Below are 22,285 nucleotides of genomic sequence, written 5' to 3' on the forward strand. Positions count from 1 at the left end.
CGCGACCACACCGGTGATCGCGCACGCGCATGTCTTCTTGCTGACCACCGACTGCGGTGTCCTGCTCGGGTTTCTGGAAGAGGGGGACGCGCGGTGACGCGGCGGCCCGAAGCCGTCGTGACGGCGCAGACGGTGCACATCGGGGACACCGTGCGGGTCTACGGCGCCCCGCGCGTCGTACTCAACCTCCGCGCACTGCCCGGCGGAGACAAGCTGCTCTTCTTCGAGGGCGGCATCACCTACCGCCTCCTGGTCAACGTCCCCCTGGACAGCCCCGCACCACCAGCCGCAGAGCCCCCACGCCAGTGGCACTGCACCCCAGACCACCGACCGGACGCCGAACCCGTCACCCACGCCATGCAGTGCACCATCTGCGCCAAAACCTCCGCCGGCTATACGGACTTCACCGCCGCCCAACGCTGGGCCATAGAACACACCGGACGCCTCCCCACCCACACCACCTACCGCGAACTCATCCGCCGCCCCTGGCACACCACCCCCACCACCGGGGTGGCAGCCCGCCCGACGGGGTGAGCGCCGCGCGGACGTGCCGTAGCCGTGCCGGGGGAGACCCCGGCTCCTGGCCGCTCCGGCGTGCCGCGTACCCGCAACTCGACCCGTCCGCACCGCCCTTATCCTGATCCGCACCGGTGCACCGTCGTGCGTGCAGGCTCCCCGGCGCACTGAACCGCGAACAGAACGAGGAGAAGCCGCCATGGCCTTCGAAGGCTTCGAAGAGGTCAGCAAGACCATCACCGAGTACCTGACAGCCGCAGGCTGGCAGCAGACGACCTGCAGCCGGGAATCGGAGGTCCCGGAGTTCGTCGCGGACAACGGGCACATGCGGACGTCGATCTTCCAGAGCCTCAACGACAGGTCGCTGCTCCTCACCCTCGTGGACGTGTCGAGCGGCGCGCGCCTGCGGTTCGACGTGCGGTACGAGGACTCCGTCGACACGCTCCTCGGCATCCTGGCCGTCTGGCACGCACACCTGACGGCCGACAATTTCGAGATCATGATCAAGACCATCGCCCAGGAGATCCCCGGCACCTTCGTCGAGCCGGCCGACGCCGGTCTCGACACCCCGTGGCAGCAGGTCCTCCCCAGCGCGTGACCCGACCTCCGTCCGGCCGTCCTCGGCGTGGTGCTCCCCGGCCAGCCCGGCCACCCCGGCCGGCAGGCCGGTGCGGAGTTCACGCGAGTGCGGGCGAAGACGTCAGCTGAGCGTCCTTGGTGAGGCGGGCCGTCCCGCCACAGCCCGGTGGCATGCCAGTCCGCGAGCCACGCGCGGACCTCGTCCAGCGACTCGTGCAGGGCCGGGATCGCCAGGGTGTCGTTGGCGAGGGCCTCGTCCACCCAGCAGCAGCGCTGGAGCACGTTGACCTCCGGCGCATCGTCGGGGACCAGTCGCCGCACGCACGACCCGGGCAGGGGCCGGGCAGCGTCTCCGCACGGTTCAGCTCGCGCATCGGGCGCAGGGCGTGGGCGACCCGGACCAGTTCGTCCAGGACGCCGACGGCCGCGCGGTCGAGGGCGGCGTCCGCACGTACCCGCCCGTCCTCCGTCGCCTCGGCGATGCGGATCGCGACCGTGGAGCCCAACGGCACCAGCCGCAGCGTGGTCACGACCTGCTTGGCGTGCTGGACCGAGCGCGTGCCCGCCGAGGTGTTGCCGTAGCTGACGAAGCCGATCGGCTTCCACGCCCACTCGCGGTTGAGGTAGTCGAGCGCGTTCTTCAGGGTCGCGGGCATCCCGTAGTTGTACTCCGGGGTGACCACGATGAACCCGTCGGCGCCGTCGGCCAGCGCGCTCCACCGCCGGGTGTGCTCGTGCCGGTAGACACCGGAGGACGGGTGCTCCTCCTCGTCGAGGAAGGGCAGTTCGAGATCGCCCAGGGGCGTCGCGCCGGAAACGGGAGCCGGAGACGGGCCCCGCTGGCCGCGCGCGGTCGGCGGTCCTTCGCGGGCGGCGCTGATCGTGTACGGAAGGGGCCACCCGATGGCCGTCACGCGACACGGAGCGGGGTAACGGACGGCCGTCCGCCGCGCGGCTCTGGGTCCAGGTCGCGGCCAGGAGCGCGAGTGCGGCGTACGCGGCGCCGAGCAGGCTGACGCCCGTCCAGCCCGCGCTGCTGCCGTAGGCCCAGGTGGTGGTGAGCGCGCCGGCGGCGAGCGCGAGCAGTACGCAGAGCCCGGCGAGCAGGAGGTAGACCACGCGCCAGTGCGTCAGTTCGGTCACCGCCCCGGCGAGCACCCGTATGCCGAGGATGCCGACGACGACGCCCGAGGTGACCGCTCCGATGTCGCGGCCCCGTTCGCCGGGCGGGGAGACGGCGGCGACGTAGGCCACCGCGGTCTGCACGACCACGGCGAACAGTCCGGCCACGGCCAGGCCCGCGAGGGCGACGGCGCCGCCGGGTGCGAGTGCGGTCGTCGCCGCACCGAGCGCGGTGAGCAGCAGGTGCGCGGTGATGAGGCGATAGGTTGCAAAATGCAACTGATCTGCGGTCGTGCGAGGTAGGACATACTGGTTTCAGATTGCAACTCACCTGGAGGGGTCCCGTGGACGTCGCGCTCACCACCGAAAGCACCTGGACCGACCCGGCCTGCCCGGTCGCCCGCGCCGTCGACCTGGTGGGCGACCGGTGGAGCCTGCTGATCGTCCGGGACGCGATGGACGGGGCGACGGCCTTCACCGAGTTCCGGCAGGGGCTGGGGATCGCCCGCAACATCCTCACCGACCGGCTCCGCAGGCTTGTCGAGCACGGCATCCTCGACAAGCGGGCCGCCGCCGACGGCAGGCGGCACGACTACCGCCTCACCGAGGCCGGGCGCGACCTCTTCACGGCCGTCGTCGCCCTCCGCCAGTGGGGCGAGCGCCACGCCTTCACCCCGGACGAGCCGCACTCCACCCTCGTCGACGGCCGGGGCCGGGCCATCCCCGAACTCCACGCGCGCGGGCAGGACGGCGAACGCCTCTCCGTCGCGGACTCGTACGTCCGGAAAGTCGCCGGAAACCCCGCGCAGGCGGCGGGTCCGGCGCGCTGACCGGCGGAACCTGGCGGCGTCGGGGAGGCGCGAGAGGCTTCGCGGGACGGGGCGGGGCGGAAAGCTATACCCAACTCTGTGCTGTCACAACCACCGCGATGCGTATTTATTGGTCCCCTGTGGGGCTGAACTTTCCGGGAACTACTGTCAGTTGCCGACTCGCTGGGCCTAGGCTCCGGTCATGAACCAACTCCTGTCGCCGGAGCCGGAGGCTGCGTCCGCCGGCGAACCCCCACTGCCCGGTGCGCTGCCGGAGCCCCTGCGCGCCGAGTTGACCGCATTCCGGCGGGACCTCCACATGCATCCCGAACTGGGCAACCAGGAGTTCCGTACGACCGCGGCGATCAAGGAAAGACTCGAACGGGCGGGGCTGCGCCCCCGGGTGCTGGAGCTGGGCACCGGGCTCGTCTGCGACATCGGCGGCCCCGTCGGCGCCGGGGACGCGCTCGCGCTGCGCGCCGACATCGACGCGCTGCCCATCCCGGACACCAAGAACGTCCCCTACCGCTCCACCGTCGCCGACCGCGCCCACGCCTGCGGCCACGACCTGCACACTGCCATCGTCCTCGGCGCCGGCGTGGTCCTCGCCGACCTGGCCCGCCAGGGACTGCTGCCGCGGCCCGTACGGCTGCTCTTCCAGCCCGCCGAGGAGGTGCTGCCCGGCGGCGCCCCCGAGGTGATCGAGTGCGGGGTGCTCGACGGCGTCGGCCGCATCCTCGCCGTCCACTGCGACCCGCGGGTGGACGCGGGCCGGATCGGCCTGCGGCAGGGGCCGATCACGGCCGCCTGCGACCGCCTGGAGGTGGCGCTGACCGGCGCGGGCGGCCACACCGCGCGCCCGCACCTGACCACCGACCTGGTCGCCGCCGCGGCGCAGCTGGCCACCGAGGTGCCCGCGCTGCTCTCGCGCCGGGTGGACACCCGTGCCGGACTCTCGCTCACCTGGGGGAGGATCGCCTCGGGCCACGCGTGCAACGTCATCCCGCAGCGGGCGGAGCTGTCGGGCACGCTCCGCTGCCTGGACATCGCCGCCTGGCGGCAGGCACCCGACCTGGTGCACGCGGCGATCGACGAGATCGCGGCCCTGCACCGGGCGAAGACGGAGATCAACTACGTACGCGGGGTGCCGCCCGTCGTCAACGAGCCCGGTGCGACCCAGCTGCTGCACGACGCGATGACGGCGCGCAGCGGCCCGCACGCCATCGAGAACACGGAGCAGAGCCTGGGCGGGGAGGACTTCTCCTGGTACCTGGAGCACGTGCCCGGCGCGATGGCCCGGCTCGGCGTCCGCCCGCCCGGCGAGCGGACGGCGTGCGACCTGCACCAGGGGGACTTCGACGCGGACGAGAGTGCGATCAAGGTGGGCGTCGAACTGTTCACCGCGGCGGCGCTGCTGGATGCGGGGCGCTGGTAGGGGGAGGGTGTCCGGCCGGGGGTCCGGGGGTTGCTCCCCGGGGGATGGGGCACCGCGGCGGCGCTGCTGGATGCGGGGCGCTGGTAGGGGGAGGGTGTCCGGCCGGGGGTCCGGGGGTTGCTCCCCGGGGGATGGGGCACTGCGGCGGCCCGCGCCGCGCCCCCGGCGAGGGCCGCGCGGAGCCACGTGCGCGCTGCCCGCTGGAAGTGTGCGTGACACGCCGGGTTAACACCGATCCGGTAACGGCGCCGGTGTGCGTCTTTACCTGGAATCTACGCGCGTTAATCTGAAGCCGAACCAGCGCCGGAAGAGGCGCTTCCGAGAGTCGAAGGGGACGTCCTCTTGCGTCGGGTATCCAAGCTTGCAGCCGTGGTCAGCGCCACCGCGGCCCTCGCACTCACGGCCACGGCCTGTGGTGAGAGCTCTACCGAGTCGAACGACAAGAAGGACAAGGGTGTCGGCCTGGCCTTCGACGTCGGCGGACGGGACGACCACTCCTTCAACGAATCGGCTGCCCGCGGCGCCGACAAGGCGGAGAAGGAACTGGGCGTCGACGTCAAGATGATGACCGCGGCGAACAACGAGACCGAGGCGGACCGCGAGCAGCGGCTCACCTCGCTCGCCAAGGCCGGTTACAACCCGGTCGTCGGTGTCGGCTTCAGCTACGGCAAGTCGATCACGAAGGTGGCCAAGGAGTTCCCGGACACCACCTTCGCGGTGGTCGACTCCGTGGCCGAGGGCAAGAACATCGACAGCATCGTCTTCTCCGAGCACGAGGGCTCCTACCTCGCCGGAGTGGCCGCGGCGCTGAAGTCCAAGAGCGACAAGGTCGGCTTCATCGGGGGTGTGAACAACGCGCTCATCCAGAAGTTCGAAGCGGGCTTCGTCCAGGGCGCCAAGGACACCAACCCGAAGATCCAGGTGACCTCGCAGTACCTGTACCCCAACAACGACAAGGGCTTCAACGACCCCGCCGCCGCGAAGGAGAAGGCGAAGGGGATGCTCGACCGGGGCGTCGACGTGATCTACACCGCCGCCGGCCAGTCCGGTGCGGGCTCGATCGAGGCGATCAGCCAGAAGAAGGGCGCCTGGGCGATCGGCGTCGACTCCGACCAGTACCAGCAGCCCGGTCTGGCGAAGTACAAGAACGCGATCCTGACGTCCGTCGTCAAGAACGTCGACGTCGCGGTCTTCGACCTGATCAAGAGCGTGGAGGACGGCAAGCCGCTCACCGGCACCAACGCCTACACGCTCAAGGAGGACGGCGTCTCCCTGTCGAAGTCCGGCGGCTTCATCGACGACATCATGCCGAAGATCGAAGAGGCCCAGAAGAAGATCGTCGACGGCACGGTCAAGGTCGACGAGAGCCCCAAGGGCTGACCCCCGGCGGGACGGACCGCCGGGCCCGGTACGAAGGAGCGCGCTCCTTCGTACCGGGCCCGCTTCCCGCCTCTCCCGGCCCGAACTCCGGCCGGACACTACGCGCGTAGTGCCCCCCACGGCGCGATAGCGTCGCCTTCGCCACAGATCCGGGATCACCGGCTCCCGTCCCAGGTGCCCGGCCCCCCTCCTTCAGCCCCGAGGAGAGTGCGTCATCAAAGCGTCCAGCAGCAGCCCGCCGGCGGACAGCGCGCACAGCGCTGCCGGTGCCGCCGGCGGTGCCCCTGCCGTCGAGCTGCGCGGCATCACCAAACGGTTCCCCGGCGTCGTGGCCAACCACGACGTCGACATCACCGTCCGGCGTGGCAGCGTGCACGCCCTCGTCGGGGAGAACGGTGCCGGGAAGTCGACCCTGATGAAGATCCTCTACGGCATGCAGCAGCCGGACGAGGGCACCATCAGCGTCGACGGGCAGCAGGTGACGTTCGGCAGCCCCGGCGCCGCCATCGCCCGCGGCATCGGCATGGTGCACCAGCACTTCATGCTCGCCGACAACCTCACCGTCCAGGAGAACGTCGTCCTGGGCGCCGAGCGGCTGCACGGCATCGGCGGCCGGGCCCGCAAGCGGATCGTGGAGCTGTCGGACGCGTACGCGCTGGCCGTCCGCCCGGACGTGCTCGTCGAGGACCTCGGCGTCGCCGACCGGCAGCGGGTGGAGATCCTCAAGGTGCTCTACCGGGGCGCGCGCACCCTGATCCTGGACGAGCCGACCGCCGTCCTGGTGCCCCAGGAGGTCGACGCGCTCTTCGACAACCTGCGCGAGCTGAAGGCCGAGGGCCTGACCGTCCTGTTCATCTCGCACAAGCTGGGCGAGGTGCTCTCGGTCGCCGACGACATCACCGTCATACGGCGCGGCACGACCGTCGCCTCGGTGCACCCCGCCGACACCACGCCCAAGCAGCTCGCCGAGCTGATGGTCGGCAGCGAGCTGCCCTCGCCCGAGACCCGCGACTCGACGGTCACGGACACCGCGATGCTCACCGTCGAGGACCTGCACCTCTCGGCCACCGACCAGGACGGCGCCGTCCGTACGGTGCTGGACGGCATCTCGCTGGTCATCCACAAGGGCGAGGTGCTGGGTGTGGCCGGGGTCGAGGGCAACGGCCAGGCCGAACTGGTCGAGGCCGTGATGGGCATGCGCGACCCGGACGGCGGCACCATCACGCTGGACGGCCGGGACCTCTCGCACGCCCCCACCCGCAGGCGGCGCGAGGAGGGCATCGGCTACATCCCCGAGGACCGCCACCGGCACGGGCTGCTGCTGGAGGCCCCGCTGTGGGAGAACCGCATGCTCGGGCACGTCACCGAGGCGCCCAACAGCCGGGGCCGCATCCTCGACCCGGGTGCCGCGCGCGCCGACACCGAGCGGATCGTGGCCGAGTACGACGTCCGTACGCCCGGCATCGAGGTCACCGCGGCCAGCCTGTCGGGCGGCAACCAGCAGAAGCTGATCGTCGGCCGGGAGATGAGCCACCACCCCAAGCTGCTGATCGCCGCGCACCCCACCCGGGGCGTGGACGTCGGCGCCCAGGCACAGATCTGGGACCAGATCCGCGAGGCCCGCCGGGAGGGTCTGGCGGTGCTGCTGATCTCCGCCGACCTGGACGAGCTGATCGGGCTCTCGGACACCCTGCGGGTGATGTACCGGGGCCGGCTGGTCGCGGACGCGGACCCCGCCACCATCACCCCGGAGGAGTTGGGCTCGGCCATGACCGGCGCCGCGAGCGGCCATCTCGAACACGAGGACGCGCGCGACCGCGGACCCCAGGACGCGCGCGACCGCGGGCACGGAGAAGGAGGCGGCCCCCGATGACGGAGACGCTCTCGAAGCGGCTGAGCCGGGCCCGCGTCTCGGCGGAGCGCGCCCTGACACCGCCTCTGCTGGCGATCGTCGCCGCGATCGTGATCACCTCGGCGATCATCCTCGCCACCGGCGACGACCCGCTCCACGCCTACCAGGTGATGATCGAGTTCGGGTCCAAGAGCGACAGCCAGGTCTGGATCATCGACAAGGCCGTCCCGTACTACCTGTCCGCGCTGGCCGTCGCCATCGGCTTCCGGATGAACCTCTTCAACATCGGCGTCGACGGCCAGTACCGCATCGCGGCCTTCTTCGCGGCCGTCGTCGGCGGTGCGCTGACGCTGCCGGGCTTCCTCCAGATCCCCGTGATCATCATCGTGGCGATGCTCGTGGGCGCGATCTGGGCGGGGATCGCCGGCGTGCTCAAGGCGACCCGCGGGGTCAGCGAGGTCATCACCACGATCATGCTGAACTTCACCGCGGGCTCCCTGATCGGCTACTTCCTCCAGGAAGGACGGCTGGCCGAGAAGGACGGGAACATCTTCCACACCCCGGACATCCCGGAGTCCAGCCACTTCTTCACCTTCCCGACCAACCCCGAGCCGATCGGGGGGTTCGTCGTCGTCGCGGCGCTCGTCGGCGTCATCTACTGGTTCGTGATCAACCGGACGCGGTTCGGCTTCGACCTGCGCGCCGTGGGCCACTCGGAGCCCGCGGCCGAGGCCAGCGGGGTCAGCGTCAAGCGCATGGTGATCACCTCCATGGTGCTCTCGGGCGCCGCCGCCGGTCTGGTGGGCATGCCCGCCCTGCTGGGCACCTCGTACAACTACGGCAACGACTTCCCCGCCGGTATCGGCTTCACCGGCATCGCCCTCGCCCTGCTGGGCCGCAACCACCCGGTGGGCATGGCCCTGGCCGCCCTGCTGTGGGGCTTCCTGGACCGCACCGGCATCCAGCTCGAGTTCGAGGGCTACGCCCAGGAGATCGTCGAGGTGATGAAGGGCGTCATCGTGCTGTGCGTCGTCGTCGCCTACGAGATCGTGCGGCGCTACCGGCTGCGCGGTCAGCAGCGCAAGGTCGGCGAGGAGCTGGCCGCGCTGGCCCGCGGCGGCAAGGGCAACGGCAACGGCACGAACGACAAGGCGGGGGTGTCCGCATGAGTACGCACATCTCGGCCAGGATTCAGGGCGCGCTGAGCAGCGGCGGCAAGCAGCCGCCGGGCGCCGCCAGGGGCGGGCGCCGCAGGCTGACCTACCCCAAGGTGCTGCTGCTGATCGCGGGCGCGCTGCTCTTCCTCTCCGTGCTGCGCGCCATCACCGACGTCGACAACCTCACCAGCTCCGGCCAGTACTCGGCCGCGCTGGGCTGGGCCGTACCCATCGGCCTGGCCGGTCTGGGCGGCCTGTGGGCGGAGCGGGCGGGCGTCATCAACATCGGCCTCGAAGGCATGATGATGCTCGGCACCTTCGCGGCAGGCTGGCTCGGCTGGCAGTACGGGCCGTGGGCCGCGGTGGCCGCGGGCATCCTGGGCGGCGCGCTCGGCGGACTCATCCACGCCATAGCGACCGTCACCTTCGGGGTCGACCACATCGTCTCCGGTGTCGCGATCAACATCCTGGCCCTGGGCCTGGTGAAGTTCTTCGCCAAGCTCTGGTTCGGCGCCCCCGGCAGCGAGGCCGCCGCGGCGGGCGGCAACGACAAGCAGTCCCCGCCGATCGACGACATGCCGACGTTCACCGTGCCCTGGCTCGGTGACTGGCTGGGCGACATCGAGAAGCACAACTGGTTCCTCGTCTCGGACACCGCGGGCATCGCGCGGGCCGGGGTCGCCAACGTGTCCTGGGTGACGCTGCTGGCCATCTCCCTCTTCATCGGCACGTTCTTCGTGCTCTGGCGCTCCTCCTTCGGCCTTCGGCTGCGCTCCTGCGGCGAGAACCCGACGGCCGCCGAGTCGCTCGGCGTCAACGTCTACAAGTACAAGTACGCCGCCGTCCTCACCTCCGGCGCGCTCGCCGGGCTCGGCGGCGCCTTCCTGGCCATCTACGTGCACCACTACCAGGAGAACCAGACCGGCGGTCGCGGCTACATCGGCCTGGCCACGATGATCTTCGGCAACTGGCGGCCCGGCGGAGTCGCCATGGGCGCCGGGCTGTTCGGCTTCATGGACGCCTCCCAGCTGCGCGGCGGCGGCCCCACCATCCACGCGCTGCTGCTCGTCGCCGCGGTGCTGCTGGTCGGGTACGGGCTGTGGAAGCTGCGGGCCGGGGCCCGGCTCCCGGCGATGATCGCGTTCGCGACGGCCGTACTGATCACGATCTGGTACGCGCTGACGGACACGGTGCCGATGGAGCTGGTCGAGGCGAGCCCGTACCTCACCACGCTGCTGGTGCTGTGCCTGGCGGCGCAGCGGCTGCGGACGCCCAAGGCCATCGGAAAACCCTACCGAAGAGGTCAGAGCACATGACCGGCACACCGCCGCCGGACGGCCGCGCGGACGCTGCGGCGGACGCCGCCGCGGTCGACTGGGCGGCGCTGCGGGCGCACGCCCGGGAGCAGATGTCCCGGGCGTACGCCCCGTACTCCGGCTTCCCGGTGGGCGCGGCGGCGCTCGTGGACGGCGGGCGCGTGGTCGGCGGCTGCAACGTGGAGAACGCGGCCTACGGCGTCGCCCTGTGCGCCGAATGCGGCCTGATCTCCGCGCTGTTCGCCACCGGCGGCGGCACGCTGACCGCCTTCACCTGCTGCGACCGGCACGGCGAGCGGCTGATGCCGTGCGGGCGCTGCCGCCAGCTGCTGTGGGAGCACGGCGGGCCGGGGCTGCTGATGGACACCGCCCGCGGCGTCCGCCCGCTCGCCGAACTGCTGCCGGACGCCTTCGGCCCGGCCGACCTCGCCCGCTGAGCGCGGCGCGCGGCCGGCCGGACCCCGTACGACCCGCACCACCTGCATCACCCGCACGACCCACCCGTACCCGGAGGACAGCACACCCATGGACGTCATCTCCGTCATCCGCGCCAAGCGCGACGGCCACGCCCTCACCGACGCGCAGATCGACTGGGTCGTGGACGCCTACACCCGGGGCACCGTCGCCGACGAGCAGATGTCGGCACTCGCGATGGCCATCCTCCTCAACGGCATGTCCCGCGCGGAGATCTCCCGCTGGACGGCCGCGATGATCGCCTCCGGCGAGCGGATGGACTTCTCCTCGCTCTCCCGCCCCACCGCCGACAAGCACTCCACCGGCGGCGTCGGCGACAAGATCACGCTGCCGCTGGCCCCGCTGGTCGCCGCCTGCGGCGCCGCCGTACCGCAGCTGTCCGGGCGCGGCCTGGGCCACACCGGCGGCACGCTCGACAAGCTGGAGGCGATCCCCGGCTGGCGCGCGACCCTGACCAACCCGGAGCTGCTGGCCACCCTGGAGGCCGCCGGAGCGGTGATCTGCGCCGCCGGTGACGGGCTCGCCCCCGCCGACCGGAAGCTGTACGCGCTGCGCGACGTGACCGGCACGGTCGAGTCCATCCCGCTCATCGCCAGCTCCATCATGAGCAAGAAGATCGCCGAGGGCACCGGCTCGCTGGTGCTGGACGTCAAGGTCGGCTCCGGCGCCTTCATGAAGAACCTGGAGGACGCCCGCGAACTCGCCGCCACGATGGTCGGCCTCGGCAACGACCACGGCGTGCCCACCGTCGCGCTGCTCACCGACATGTCCGCCCCGCTCGGCCGCACCGCGGGCAACGCGCTGGAGGTGCGCGAGTCGCTCGACGTGCTGGCCGGCGGCGGCCCGGACGATGTCGTCGAACTGACCCTCGCGCTCGCCCGCGAGATGCTGTCCGCAGCCGGACTGCCTGACGCCGACCCGGCCAAGGCGCTCGCCGACGGCTCCGCGATGGACCACTGGCGCCGCATGATCACCGCCCAGGGCGGCGACCCCGACGCGCCGCTGCCGCAGGCCCGCGAACGGCACACGCTGCCCGCGCCCGCCACCGGCACGCTCGCCCGCCTGGACGCGTACGCCGTCGGCGTCGCGGCCTGGCGGCTCGGCGCGGGCCGCGCCCGCAAGGAGGACCCGGTGCAGGCGGGCGCGGGCGTCGAGATCCACGCCAAGCCGGGCGAGGAGGTGACCGAGGGGCAGCCGCTGCTGACCCTGCACACGGACACCCCCGAGAAGTTCGACTACGCGCTGGCCGCCCTCACCGACGCGTACGCCGTCGGCTCCCGCCCCGTCCCGCGCCGCTCCATCGTCCTGGACCGCATCGCGTGAAGCATGAATTTCTGTACACTACCGTGCATGAGTGACAGTTATGCCATGACTGAGGCGCGTGCTCGTTTCGGCACGCTCGTCCGCCGGACCTCGCACTCGCGGGAGCGCATCACCATCACGGATCACGGGCATCCGGCGGCCGTGTTGATAAACCCCCAGGAGCTGGAGGATCTGGAAGACGCGCTGGCGGTGGCGGAGTACCGTGCAGAGCTGGCCGACGGCACAGCCAGGTTCGTCCCCCACGACGAAGTGCGTGCGCAACTCGGCCTGGAGCGTGAGTGAGGTACGAGGTCGTCTGGCGGTGGCAGGCCACCCAGGCCGCCAGCCGCTACCTCAAGGACGACCCGGACGGACTCCGACGACTCTTCGACGCCGTCGATCAGTTGGCGGATGACCCTCGGCCGCCGGGCACGGTGACGTACGGCTCGCAGGATCTGCGGCGGATGCGGGCGGGCAGGTTCCGGGTGATGTACGAGGTCGCTGACTCCACCGTCACCGTCGTGGTGCTGCATGTCGGCCGCACCGAGTGAACGCGCGGTGCGCGGGCCGGTCCACGCGCGGCCCCGTCACGCCCCGCCCAGCAGGGCGTGCCCCAGCGGTGTGCGGGCGTAGAGCACCTGGTGGCCCTGGCGGCGGGCGGTGAGCAGGCCCGCGTCGCGCAGCGTGCGCAGGTGGGCCGAGACGGAGGACAGCGCGAGGCCGTAGCGCCGGGCGAGCACCGTCGTGGAGGCGGGCTCGTCCAGGCCGCCCAGGAGCGCCGCGCGGTTGGGGCCCAGCAACCGCACCAGGGTGTCCGGCGGCGCGGCGGGGGGCCGCTGCCACAGCTCGGCCATGCCACGGGCCGGATAGAGCACCGTCGGCTGCCACGGCGGGGCGAACCCGCTGACCACGTCCGGCCAGACGAAGACGCTCGGCAGCAGCAGCACGCCCCGGCCGCCCACGTCCTGCCGCAGGCGGAACGCGCTCCGGCCGCGTACGGTCAGCGTCTGGTCCGCCCAGGTCACGTCCGGGTGGAGGTCGCTGAAGAGCGCCTCCAGGCCACCGGCGGCCAACTGCCGTGTGCGGTAGCCGACATCGGCCTCCAGCAGCGCCCGCAGCGCGGGCCAGTCCGGCTCGACCAGCGCGTGCCAGGCGCGCGCGGTCACGTCCGCGAGCCGCTGCACGGCGGCGGCCGGATCGGCGAGCATCGCCCGGCCCGCCGCCGACTCGGCGGCCCCCGGCGTGCAGGCGAGCGAACGGGCCAGCTCCCGGTGCGCGGTGCCGGCGTCCGTCGCCCGCACCCGCGCCAGCTCCTCGGCGAACCCCTGGGCCGAGGCGAACGGCGCCTCCGGCGGCGGGCCGAGGAAGTCGGGGGTGTACCCGCCGGTGACGGGCATCAGCAGCTGGAGCGGGGAGAGGTCCAGGCCCGCGAGCGCCGTACGCGTCCGGCGCAGCCAGGGCTGGTGGTAGCCGTGCCGCTCGCGGCGGGTCAGGGTGCGGACCGCCTCGTGCGTCTCGCACAGCGGCGAGACGGCGAACCGGCAGCGCGCCAGGTCCTCGGCTTCCAGCCGCAGGTACACCGGCACCGGCCCCACCCCCTCGGCGCGTGCGCGGGATCACCCCTCCGCAACCACCTGAACGTTCCTGCTGACCTGCGGGTTCCCCGTCCGGGTGAACGATGGCGCTGGACCGGGTCGGGAGGGGTTCGGCATGATGGACTCGGTGACGCACCGATAGAGGAGACCGCCATGACCGCACTCCCCGTCGACCACGTGCCGGACAACGGCTACGACTGGGACAGCCTCGTCCGCTTCTGGGAAGAGGAGGACTGGCCCGAGGGCAGCAAGGTGGAGATCATCGAGGGGATCGTCACCGTGACACCACCGCCTTCCAACGCTCACAACATCACAGCTGACGCGGTCCATGAACTGCTGTACCAGGCGAAGCCTGCGGACTGCGGCGTTTTTCAGACGCAGGGGGTGATTATCCCGGGGAGGGGTGGTCTGTACATCCCTGACCTTCTGGTGATGCCCCGGGTCGTGCTGGAGGCCCCAGGCAACACCGCTCCCGCCGAGGAAGCCCTGCTCGTCGTCGAGATCACCTCACCGAGCAATGCCAACCACGACCGGATCAGCAAGGCGCACGGCTATGCCCAGGCAGGGGTCCCGCTCTATCTGCTGCTCGACCCCTGGCACACCGGCAAGCCCACCGCGACGCTTTTCGGGGAGCCGGAAGGCGGCACGTACCGGGTGCTCCAGTCGGTCGAGTACGGCGGGGTGCTCACGCTGCCCGAGCCGTTCGAGGTGAAGATCGACACCGCAATGCTCCCCCACCGGGGCTGACCGCCGGGTGGGTGCCTCGGTCGGCATCCGCCCGCCGCTCAGCAAGCCCCCATCGCCACCGCCCGCCGGGCGGAGGCCGCGCGGCGTGTCGCGTACAGCGTCACACCCGCCGCCAGCGCCAGCGCGGCCAGCGCGAAGCCCGCCGTCGCCCCCCAGCCTGCCGCCCGGTAGGCGAGCGCGCCCACCGCGCCGCCCAGGGAACTGCCCAGGTAGTACGCCATCTGGTAGAGCGCCGCCGCCTGCGCGCGCCCCGTCGTCGCCGTACGGCTCACCGCGCCGGAGGCGACCGCGTGTCCGGCGAAGAAGCCGCCAGTGATCAGCACCAGTCCGGCGACGACCGCCGCCAGGCTGTCCGCGAGGGTGAGCAGCAGTCCCGCCGCCGTGGTGCCGATGGCCAGGTAGAGCGCGCCGCGCCGCCCGAGCCGGGCGTTGAGGCGACCGGCCAGCGCGGAGGAGACCGTGCCCACCAGGTAGATCACGAAGACCGAGCCGGCCAGCCCCTGGGACAGCCCGAAGGTGTCGCCGACCAGCCGGTAGCCGATCACCGTGTAGACCGCCCCGAAGACGGTCATGAACAGCAGCCCGATCGCGTACAGCCGCAGGAGCAGCGCGTCGGACAGATGCGCGCGTACGGTACGGGCCAGCGCGCGGGGACCGGCCGCCGACGGCGTGAAGTTCCGGGCCCGGGGCGCCAGCAGGCAGAACGCGACGGCGGCCAGCAGCGAGGTGAGCGCGACCGAGCCGAGCGCGGCGCGCCAGCCCCAGCCCTGGCTGACCCAGCCGGTGAGGATGCGGCCGCTCATGCCGCCGATGCTGTTGCCCGCGACGAACAGGCCGACCGCGCCCACCAGCGCCCTGGCCCGCACCTCCTCGGACAGGTAGGCCATCGCGGAAGCGGGGATGCCCGCGAGGGCGGCGCCCTGGAGGACGCGCAGCGCGATCAGCCAGCCCAGCGAGGGGGCGAGGGGCAGCAGCAGCGCGAGCGCGACGGCGGCCGACAGCGAGACGGTCATCATCCGGCGGCGGCCGAACCGCTCGGAGAGCGCGCTCAGCGGCAGCACCGCCAGGGCCAGGCCCAAGGTGGCGCCGGAGACCGTCCAGCTGGCCTGGTCGGCGGTCGCGCCGAGGTCCGCCGAGAGGGCGGGCAGCAGGGCCTGGGTGGAGTAGAGGAGGCCGAAGGCGGCCAGCCCGGCGGCGAAGAGGGCCAGGCTCATCCGGCGGTAGCCGGGCTCACCCGGCCGCAGCTTGCCGGACTCGGGGTCGGCGCCGGAACCGGAGGCGGACCCGGAGGCTGGCGCGGGCGTGGAGGAGGTGGAGACGGCGGAGGCGGCGCCCACAGGTGTCGGGGGCGCCTCGGTATCAGCGGAGGGCATGCGTCGAACGTACGGCGGCCCGCTTCATGCGTCCAATGCACAGAACTGCGAGAATCGTTCCACTCCCGCATCAGTGCAGTTGAGGGGAGTCCGTGTCACCGGACCGAGAAGGGAATGACACGACCGTGACATCCGACTGGGGCCTCGCGCTCACCCCGCGCCTGGCCCACTTCGCGGCCGTCGCCCGCCACGAGCACGTCACCCGCGCCGCGCACGAGCTGGGCGTCCCGCAGTCGACGCTGAGCCGCGCCCTCACCCGGCTCGAGGAGGACCTCGGGGTGGCCCTCTTCGCCCGCCACGGGCGTACCGTCTCGCTCACCCCGGCCGGGCGCACCTTCCTCGCCTCCGCCGAACGCGCGCTCGCCGCCGTGGAGCAGGCCGCCGAGTCCGTACGCTCCGACGCCGACCCGGCCACGGGGAAGGTCGCGTTCGGCTTCCTGCACACGCTCGGCTGGGAGACCGTGCCCGGTCTGATCCGGGCCTTCCGCGCCGAGCATCCGCGGGTGCGGTTCGCCCTGGTGCAGACGTACGGCGAGGCGATGCTGGAGCGCCTGCGCGCGGGCGAGTTGGACCTCTGCCTCACCTCGCCCATGCCCGACGCCGCCGACCTGGTCGTGCGCCGCCTGGACGAGCAGCGGCTGCGGCTGGTCGTACCGGACGACCACCCCCTCGCCGCCCGGCGGCGCATCCGGCTCGCCGAGGCGGCCGACGAACCGTTCGTCACCTTGGAGCCCGGCTACGGGATGCGGCGCATCCTGGAGGAGATGTGCGCACAGGCCGGGTTCCGGCCGCGGATCGCCTTCGAGGGGGAGGAGGCGGAGACCATCCGCGGCCTGGTCGCGGCGGGGCTGGGGGTGGCGCTGCTGCCGCCGCCGGCGATCCCGCGCCCGGGGGTGCACGAGTTGACGGTCACGGCGCCGCGCGCGGTCCGCGAGATCGGCCTCGCCTGGGCGGCGGACCGTCCGGACACCCCGCCGGTGGCGGCGTTCAAGCGCTTCCTGCTGGGCCGCCGGGGCCATCTGCTGGACTCGCGCCCGGGGGCGGGCTGAAGCGGGGGAGGAGGTGCGCGGGCCGTTGCCGCGCCCGGTCCGTCCGCTTGGTGCAGGCGGGGTAGGCGGAGCCCTTGTAGCAGCGGTCGTAGTCCAGTTCGCTGACCCGGAACGTGGCGTTCTCGCCCTCCTCGGTGCGGACCGTCAGGTAGTACAGGAACGAGCCGCCCATGGCGGAGCCGCGGAGGTCCTTGTCGGTGACCCTTCCGGCCGGGCCCTGGTCGAGCGAGCAGCCGGCCAGCAGCAGGGCGGCGAGCAGAGCGGTGAGGAGGGCGGCGAGCGGGGCCGCGCCTGCCGTGCGGTGACGGGGCATGGTGTGTCCTCTCTCGCGCGGCTCCGGCGGGCGGGCTGGTTTGCGGGACGTTCCACGACGCGGTCACCAGCCGGTCACCAGCCGGGTCGCCAGCCGTTCAGCGCCCCAGCGTGCGGCCGAAGCCGCTGGCCAGCGGCATCCGCAGGCCGAGCGGCGGCGGGGCCGCCATCGCGTCGGTCAGAGGGCGGGAGAAGTCCTGGCCGCCGAGGACGCCGAGGGTGAAGTCCACGGCCAGTGCGAGTACTTCGTCCCGGTGCTGGCGCAGCCGGTGTCCGTCCGAGTGGACCTCGAAGCGGCAGACCCGCGCGTTGATCTTCTTGGCCCGTTCCGCCAGCCGGTAGGACAGCTCCGGGTCGGTGTACGCGTCGTCCGTACCGTGCACGATCAGCACCTGCCGCCCGGACAACTGCCGTACGGGCTCCGGGCCCTGGCCGTCGTCACCGCCGGGCACGGGCAGCCAGGGCGCGAGGGCCAGCACCGCGCTGACGGCCGGATGCCCGCCCGCGCGCAGCGCCGCGCGGGCGCCCAGGTCGGTGCCGATCAGACACACCGGGACGTCGCCGTAGCGCCGTACGACTTCGTCCACCGCCCACGAGGTGTCGGCCACCGGGTGCGCGGCCTCGCCGTTCCAGCCGTGGTAGCGGTAGTGCAGCACGTGCGTCACCAGCGACGCCTCCCGCCCCGCGCGCGCCAGCCTGCGCGCCAGCGGCCGGGCCGCCAGGGCGGAGAGCGCCGAGCGCCGGCGCACGCTCTGCGGCGAGCCGCCCGGGAGCAGCAGCACGACCCCCTGGAGGGAACGGCTGCCCCCCAGCGGTCTTCCCAACCTGGCTTCCCGGTCCGGCAGTCGCTCCGGCAACGCTTGCTGAGCCATGACGCCACGATGGCAGAAGGCGCGGGGGGTGGAATGTGGCGTGCGATCACCATTGCGTATCGAAGCGGGGGCCGGGCGGGGATACGCCCGGACAGCGCAAGATTCGGCTTGTTCGGGGGAATTCCGCGCGTTCCGGAGCGCGCCCCGCCCTGCCGGCCGCCTGCCGGGCTATCTCTGACTCCCGTTCAGGTGTACGTGCGCCGGCGCGGCGAGCGGCCCCGGCGTGACGCGGCGATCCGGCACGTCCGCCAGGCCCCGGTCCCGCCCGGCGGAACCAGTGGAGGAAGACATGAAGCGTGGGACCGTGGTGGCCGCCGCCGCCTTCGTCGCGATGGCCGTGACAGCCGCCCCCGCCGCGGGGTCGGGGGCACCCGAGGACGACTGCTACGACCGGGAGACGCGGCCGTACACCTCGGTGGTCGACAGCCATCTGCACTTCCGGCCGTTCGGCGGACCCGCGCTTCCGTTCGAAGAGGTCACGGGCTACCTCAGCCGTACCGGTGTGCGCTACGCCAACGTCTACGGCATCGGGCAGACGCTGCCGGTGGACTCCGACTGCACGTACTACCTGGACTGCCCCGGCACCAAGGTCACCCCGAGCATGCGGAACGACTTCGCCAACGCCCGCGCCATGCTGGAGCACCAGCCGGAGGACGTCGAACTGGCGCTGTCCATGACCTTCCCCGACCTGGCCCGCCCCGAAGGGGTCCTGGACCGCATGCGGTTGCTGGAGGAGGAATACCCGGGCAGGTTCAGCTGGATGGGCGAGGTCAACCTCGTCAAGCAGGCGCTGCTGGGCAACGACCACGAGCCCGCGACGCTGGAGGACATCCGGGAGTGGGCGCCGTTCATGGCCGAACTGCGCGCGCGGGACATCCCGTTGACCATCCACTCCGACCTGGGCAACGACGACGACCCGGTCGCCTTCCTGCCTTTGATGGAGGAGGTGCTGCGGGCGTACCCGGAGAACAAGATCGTGTGGGCGCACATGGGCATGTCGAAGGAGTTGTCGACCATGGACCCCGCCGAGCACATCGCGATCCTGGAACGGCTCACCCGGCAGCACCCCCGCCTCTTCCTCGACATCAGCTGGCGCGTGCTGGACGACCTCTACTTCTCCAAGCCCGCCGCCCGCAAGCAGTACGTCGACTTCTTCGACGAGGTGTCGGAGCGGGTCATCCCGGGCACGGACTTCGTCGCCTCGGGGAACAAGAACTTCGCCGTCTACAAGGAGGAGTTGGAGGTCACCAGCCGCATCAACCAGTACCTGGACGACGCGGCGTTCCGCGACATCGCGCTCGGCCAGAGCTACTTCGACCTGCTGGGCCTGGACGCGAAGGCGCCGCCGGTCTGCGAGGCGTAGCGCGGGCGTCGCACCTGCTCGCCCCGCGTCCGCGCGGGGCGGGTGCGGCCTCCCCGGACCGGCCGACGCTCAGCTCTCCGACGCGGCGAAGATCCACTCGGCCCGCAGTTCGGCGTAGCCGGGCTTGATCACCTCGTTGATCATGGCGAGCCGCTCGTCGAACGGGATGAAGGCCGACTTGAGCGCGTTCACCGTGAGCCACTCGAAATCGGAGAGCGTGTAGCGGAAGGCCTCGGCGAGATGCCCGAACTCGCGGCTCATCGACGTGCCGGACATCAGCCTGTTGTCGGTGTTGACCGTCACCCGGAACCGCAGCCTGCGCAGCAGCCCGATCGGGTGCTCGGCGTACGAGGCGGCGGCGCCGGTCTGGAGGTTGGAGGTCGGGCACATCTCCAGCGGGACGCGCTTGTCCCGTACGTAGGAGGCGAGGCGGCCGAGGGTGACCGAGCCGTCCTCGGCGACCTCGATGTCGTCGATGATCCGCACGCCGTGGCCGAGCCGGTCGGCGCCGCACCACTGGAGCGCCTGCCAGATCGACGGCAGGCCGAACGCCTCGCCCGCGTGGATGGTGAAGTGGTTGTTCTCGCGCTTGAGGTACTCGAACGCGTCGAGGTGGCGGGTGGGCGGGAACCCGGCCTCGGCGCCCGCGATGTCGAAGCCGACGACGCCCTGGTCGCGGTAACCGTTGGCGAGTTCGGCGATCTCCAGCGCGCGGGCGGCGTGCCGCATCGCGGTGAGGAGGGCGCCGACGCGGATGCGGTGGCCGTTAGCGCGTGCGACGCGCTCGCCCTCGCGGAAGCCTGCGTTGACGGCCTCGACGACCTCTTCGAGGGTCAGCCCGCCTTCGAGGTGCTGCTCGGGGGCGTAGCGGATCTCGGCGTAGACGACGCCGTCCTCAGCGAGGTCCTCGGCGCACTCGGCGGCCACCCGGAACAGCGCGTCACGGGTCTGCATGACGGCGCAGGTGTGGGCGAACGTCTCGAGGTAGCGCTCCAGCGATCCGGAGTCGGCGGCCTCGCGGAACCAGCTGCCGAGCTTGTCGGCCTCGGTCTCCGGAAGCCCTTCGTAGCCCGTCTCGCGGGCCAGTTCGATCAGGGTGCCGGGGCGGGGGCCGCCGTCGAGGTGGTCGTGGAGCAGCACCTTGGGGGCGCGGCGGATCTGGTCGGGGGTGGGGATTCTGGCCTCGCTCGTCATTCACGCACTCTAGCGCCTACGCGCGTAGAAAGACCCGTCCGGACACACAGCCGCCGGAGCCCGCCCGCCGGGGAGGCACGCGGACCCGGCAATGTGGCTGGCCTGCCGCAGGGCTGCCGGGGCAGGACGGCGGAGGGGCCGGGACCCCTTACGGCAGGGGCAGGCCGCGCCCGGAATCCCCCGCCGTCACCCTTCCGCCGTTGGCCAGGGAGCGTCCGGGCGGCTCGTCGGGGGAGGAGCCGCCCGGTGCAGCGGCGCCGGCCAGTTCTCTGCCCACGTACAGCAGCTCGTACGTCTGAGCCCGCAGCCAGTCTCCGTCTCCCGCAAAGATCGCCGGGCCGTATCTGCCGACGTCGTGCGCCAGGTCGTCGGAGGGGATGCCGAAGGCCACTGCGGCCAGCGGGTCCAGCGCGAGGCAGGCGCCGGCGAACGACGTGCAGAACCGCTCCCAGGCCGCGGGCGCATCGGCGAGGTGCGACGCGAACTCCGCGTGGTAGTAGCTGATCGCCAGGACCGCGCACTCCCGGGTGTGGATCGCCTGGAGCCGCACCGGCAGGCCGGCCCACTGGTGCGCCTCCGCGCCGCCGGGCAGGCCGCTGCCGTGGCCGGTGGTCAGGAAGCTGTGGTGCCGGGTGGTCTCGTGGAGCCAGTCCTCCTCGCGCTCCGGGCGCCGGGGGAAGAAGAACGCCGTGCAGTCGCGCCATTCGGTCACGCCGTCAGCTCCTGGGGGAAGAACTCGCAGGTCAGGTGGATGATCCTACAAGCACTGCGCCCCGCTGCGCGGCTCGTCAACGCGCTGAGGTCCGCGTTCATCCCTTTCGATGAACGTCTCGCCATGATCAACGGGGCGGCCGGGCCGGACCGCGCGGAGGCTCAGGCCGGGCGGCCCCGCCGTGTCGCGCCCGCCGGACCGGCGGTGACCAGCGGTTCGCCGTCGCACCGAGGGGCGCGCGAGGCGGCGGCGGTACGCCCGGCCACCGCCGTGACACGTCCGTCAGGTCCGTACGGGGTGTTTGTGGCCGGGCGAGGTCTGTGGCTACGTTCGCCGGGCTGTGCTCGCAAGCCCCCACGAATGAGGACGTAGTACTGATGAAGCAGGGAACGATCAAGACACTCGGTGTGACCGCCCTCGGTGCCGCCTTCGCGGTCGCCGGCTCGGGCGCCGCCTCGGCGGCCGGTCTCCCCGGCGCGGTGGAAGGCGCCTCCGGAAGCGTGATCGAGGCGCCCGCGATGCAGCAGGTGTTCGGTCAGGACGGCGCCGTCGGGCAGCTGACGAAGGGCCAGGGCGCCCTGCCCACCACGCGGGCGAACGGCGAGAACAGGCCGTCCACCCTGGGCAACCTGTCCAGCGAGAACGCGACGGCCCTGCTCGGCGGGGTGCCGGTGGTCAACCAGGTCACGGCGAACAGCGCGGCCCCCGGCGCCGCGTAGCCTCCAGCCCCACCGGGGCCACCGGGCCCCACCGCGCCGCGCCGCGTGACCGGCCCGGCTCCGCCGTCCGACCGCTGACCGGTCGGCCCGGCGGGGCCGGGCCGTTCGGCGTGGGCGGCCCCGCCGCGCGCCGTCACCAGGCGCTGCGCTCGCCGCCGTTCGGCAGGAAGATCCACAGGCCGAGGTAGAGCAGGAACTGCGGCCCCGGCAGCAGGCAGGAGACCAGGAAGATCGCCCGCATCGTGTTCGGCTTGATGCCGAAGCGGCGGGCGAGCCCGGCGCAGACACCGCCGATCATGCGGCCGTCGCGGGGGCGGGCCAGTGCGGTGGACATGAGGTGGCTCCTTCGCTTGTGCCGTCGTGTTCGGATGACTCCACCGTAGGAGGGCACCGAGTGCGGCGGCGTC

At 72.3% G+C, this 22,285-nt stretch carries 23 protein-coding genes and 2 pseudogenes; 16 read left to right on the forward strand and 9 right to left on the reverse strand.

Annotated features, from left to right (window positions below):
• Positions 1-93 precede the first annotated feature (93 nt).
• Positions 94-534 carry a DUF7848 domain-containing protein gene (locus tag H299_RS40235; RefSeq protein WP_037758074.1) on the forward strand — a complete coding sequence of 147 codons (441 nt, stop codon included), beginning with the start codon at positions 94-96 and terminating at the stop codon, positions 532-534.
• A gap of 181 nt (positions 535-715) precedes the next feature.
• Positions 716-1,114, forward strand: a complete 399-nt coding sequence (locus H299_RS0106240) for a hypothetical protein (protein WP_027747714.1) — start codon at positions 716-718, stop codon at positions 1,112-1,114.
• A gap of 128 nt (positions 1,115-1,242) precedes the next feature.
• Here H299_RS0106240 and H299_RS32475 read toward each other — a convergent pair.
• Both H299_RS32475 and H299_RS40240 read right to left on the reverse strand, forming a co-directional pair.
• Positions 1,243-1,895 (reverse strand): annotated as a pseudogene (locus H299_RS32475) (NADPH-dependent FMN reductase); the annotation flags it as partial.
• A 328-nt stretch (positions 1,896-2,223) separates the two neighbouring features.
• Positions 2,224-2,496, reverse strand: a pseudogene (locus H299_RS40240) (MFS transporter); the annotation flags it as partial.
• A gap of 65 nt (positions 2,497-2,561) precedes the next feature.
• Here H299_RS40240 and H299_RS32480 point away from each other — a divergent pair.
• The 10 genes from H299_RS32480 (at position 2,562) to H299_RS0106300 (ending at position 12,493) form a co-directional block, all read left to right on the forward strand.
• A complete protein-coding gene (locus H299_RS32480; protein ID WP_051262177.1) occupies positions 2,562-3,047 on the forward strand; it encodes a winged helix-turn-helix transcriptional regulator in 486 nt (161 codons plus the stop codon).
• A 181-nt stretch (positions 3,048-3,228) separates the two neighbouring features.
• Positions 3,229-4,461 carry an amidohydrolase gene (locus H299_RS0106260; protein ID WP_106965735.1) on the forward strand — a complete coding sequence of 411 codons (1,233 nt, stop codon included), beginning with the start codon at positions 3,229-3,231 and terminating at the stop codon, positions 4,459-4,461.
• A gap of 342 nt (positions 4,462-4,803) precedes the next feature.
• Positions 4,804-5,841 carry a BMP family ABC transporter substrate-binding protein gene (locus H299_RS0106265; protein ID WP_027747717.1) on the forward strand — a complete coding sequence of 346 codons (1,038 nt, stop codon included), beginning with the start codon at positions 4,804-4,806 and terminating at the stop codon, positions 5,839-5,841.
• 328 nt (positions 5,842-6,169) lie between these two features.
• Positions 6,170-7,714 carry an ABC transporter ATP-binding protein gene (locus H299_RS32485; RefSeq protein ID WP_051262178.1) on the forward strand — a complete coding sequence of 515 codons (1,545 nt, stop codon included), beginning with the start codon at positions 6,170-6,172 and terminating at the stop codon, positions 7,712-7,714.
• Entirely contained in the window at positions 7,711-8,862 is a 1,152-nt protein-coding gene (locus H299_RS32490; RefSeq protein ID WP_051262179.1) for an ABC transporter permease, read from the forward strand. The genes H299_RS32485 and H299_RS32490 overlap by 4 nt, the downstream gene beginning before the upstream one ends.
• Entirely contained in the window at positions 8,859-10,166 is a 1,308-nt protein-coding gene (locus H299_RS0106280) for an ABC transporter permease (RefSeq protein WP_027747718.1), read from the forward strand. The genes H299_RS32490 and H299_RS0106280 overlap by 4 nt, the downstream gene beginning before the upstream one ends.
• Positions 10,163-10,603, forward strand: a complete 441-nt coding sequence (locus H299_RS0106285) for a cytidine deaminase (protein WP_051262180.1) — start codon at positions 10,163-10,165, stop codon at positions 10,601-10,603. Before H299_RS0106280 ends, H299_RS0106285 begins: the two co-directional genes overlap by 4 nt.
• 88 nt (positions 10,604-10,691) lie before the next feature.
• Positions 10,692-11,963 carry a thymidine phosphorylase gene (locus H299_RS0106290; protein ID WP_027747720.1) on the forward strand — a complete coding sequence of 424 codons (1,272 nt, stop codon included), beginning with the start codon at positions 10,692-10,694 and terminating at the stop codon, positions 11,961-11,963.
• A gap of 27 nt (positions 11,964-11,990) precedes the next feature.
• Positions 11,991-12,245 carry a type II toxin-antitoxin system Phd/YefM family antitoxin gene (locus tag H299_RS0106295; protein WP_027747721.1) on the forward strand — a complete coding sequence of 85 codons (255 nt, stop codon included), beginning with the start codon at positions 11,991-11,993 and terminating at the stop codon, positions 12,243-12,245.
• Positions 12,242-12,493 (forward strand): type II toxin-antitoxin system RelE/ParE family toxin, encoded by a 252-nt coding sequence (locus H299_RS0106300; RefSeq protein ID WP_027747722.1) that lies wholly within the window; start codon positions 12,242-12,244, stop codon positions 12,491-12,493. Before H299_RS0106295 ends, H299_RS0106300 begins: the two co-directional genes overlap by 4 nt.
• A gap of 36 nt (positions 12,494-12,529) precedes the next feature.
• Here the strand turns inward: H299_RS0106300 and H299_RS0106305 are convergent, their stop codons facing one another.
• Positions 12,530-13,528, reverse strand: a complete 999-nt coding sequence (locus tag H299_RS0106305; RefSeq protein WP_027747723.1) for a DUF5937 family protein — start codon at positions 13,526-13,528, stop codon at positions 12,530-12,532.
• Between the two features lie 162 nt (positions 13,529-13,690).
• Between H299_RS0106305 and H299_RS0106310 the strand changes: the two genes are divergently transcribed.
• Complete coding sequence (locus H299_RS0106310; protein WP_027747724.1) at positions 13,691-14,284, forward strand: Uma2 family endonuclease; 594 nt, start codon at positions 13,691-13,693, stop codon at positions 14,282-14,284.
• Positions 14,285-14,322: 38 nt separating this feature from the next.
• On the opposite strand, the gene H299_RS0106315 is transcribed toward H299_RS0106310, so the two are convergent.
• Positions 14,323-15,657, reverse strand: coding sequence for an MFS transporter (locus H299_RS0106315; RefSeq protein ID WP_027747725.1), 1,335 nt, complete (start codon positions 15,655-15,657; stop codon positions 14,323-14,325).
• A 92-nt stretch (positions 15,658-15,749) separates the two neighbouring features.
• Between H299_RS0106315 and H299_RS0106320 the strand changes: the two genes are divergently transcribed.
• Complete coding sequence (locus H299_RS0106320) at positions 15,750-16,706, forward strand: LysR family transcriptional regulator (RefSeq protein WP_027747726.1); 957 nt, start codon at positions 15,750-15,752, stop codon at positions 16,704-16,706.
• Here the strand turns inward: H299_RS0106320 and H299_RS32495 are convergent.
• Together H299_RS32495 and H299_RS0106330 are read right to left on the reverse strand one after the other, a co-directional pair.
• Positions 16,645-17,019 carry a hypothetical protein gene (locus H299_RS32495; RefSeq protein ID WP_199782401.1) on the reverse strand — a complete coding sequence of 125 codons (375 nt, stop codon included), beginning with the start codon at positions 17,017-17,019 and terminating at the stop codon, positions 16,645-16,647. The two genes, H299_RS0106320 and H299_RS32495, sit on opposite strands and share 62 nt — an antisense overlap.
• Positions 17,020-17,116: 97 nt before the next feature.
• Positions 17,117-17,890, reverse strand: coding sequence for an alpha/beta hydrolase (locus H299_RS0106330; protein WP_027747727.1), 774 nt, complete (start codon positions 17,888-17,890; stop codon positions 17,117-17,119).
• A gap of 289 nt (positions 17,891-18,179) precedes the next feature.
• On the opposite strand from H299_RS0106330, the gene H299_RS0106335 reads away from it, so the two are divergent.
• Positions 18,180-19,253, forward strand: a complete 1,074-nt coding sequence (locus H299_RS0106335) for an amidohydrolase family protein (RefSeq protein ID WP_027747728.1) — start codon at positions 18,180-18,182, stop codon at positions 19,251-19,253.
• Between the two features lie 69 nt (positions 19,254-19,322).
• On the opposite strand, the gene H299_RS0106340 is transcribed toward H299_RS0106335, so the two are convergent.
• Both H299_RS0106340 and H299_RS0106345 read right to left on the reverse strand, forming a co-directional pair.
• Positions 19,323-20,447, reverse strand: a complete 1,125-nt coding sequence (locus tag H299_RS0106340) for an adenosine deaminase (RefSeq protein WP_027747729.1) — start codon at positions 20,445-20,447, stop codon at positions 19,323-19,325.
• 148 nt (positions 20,448-20,595) lie between these two features.
• Positions 20,596-21,159 (reverse strand): hypothetical protein, encoded by a 564-nt coding sequence (locus H299_RS0106345; protein ID WP_027747730.1) that lies wholly within the window; start codon positions 21,157-21,159, stop codon positions 20,596-20,598.
• A 377-nt stretch (positions 21,160-21,536) separates the two neighbouring features.
• Here H299_RS0106345 and H299_RS37395 point away from each other — a divergent pair, with 377 nt between their 5' ends.
• Positions 21,537-21,878, forward strand: a complete 342-nt coding sequence (locus H299_RS37395; RefSeq protein ID WP_051262181.1) for a hypothetical protein — start codon at positions 21,537-21,539, stop codon at positions 21,876-21,878.
• Positions 21,879-22,011: 133 nt separating this feature from the next.
• On the opposite strand, the gene H299_RS0106360 is transcribed toward H299_RS37395, so the two are convergent.
• Positions 22,012-22,212 carry a PspC domain-containing protein gene (locus H299_RS0106360; RefSeq protein ID WP_027747731.1) on the reverse strand — a complete coding sequence of 67 codons (201 nt, stop codon included), beginning with the start codon at positions 22,210-22,212 and terminating at the stop codon, positions 22,012-22,014.
• Between the last annotated feature and the right edge of the window lie 73 nt (positions 22,213-22,285).

The sequence above is a fragment of the Streptomyces sp. CNH287 genome (assembly GCF_000424825.1).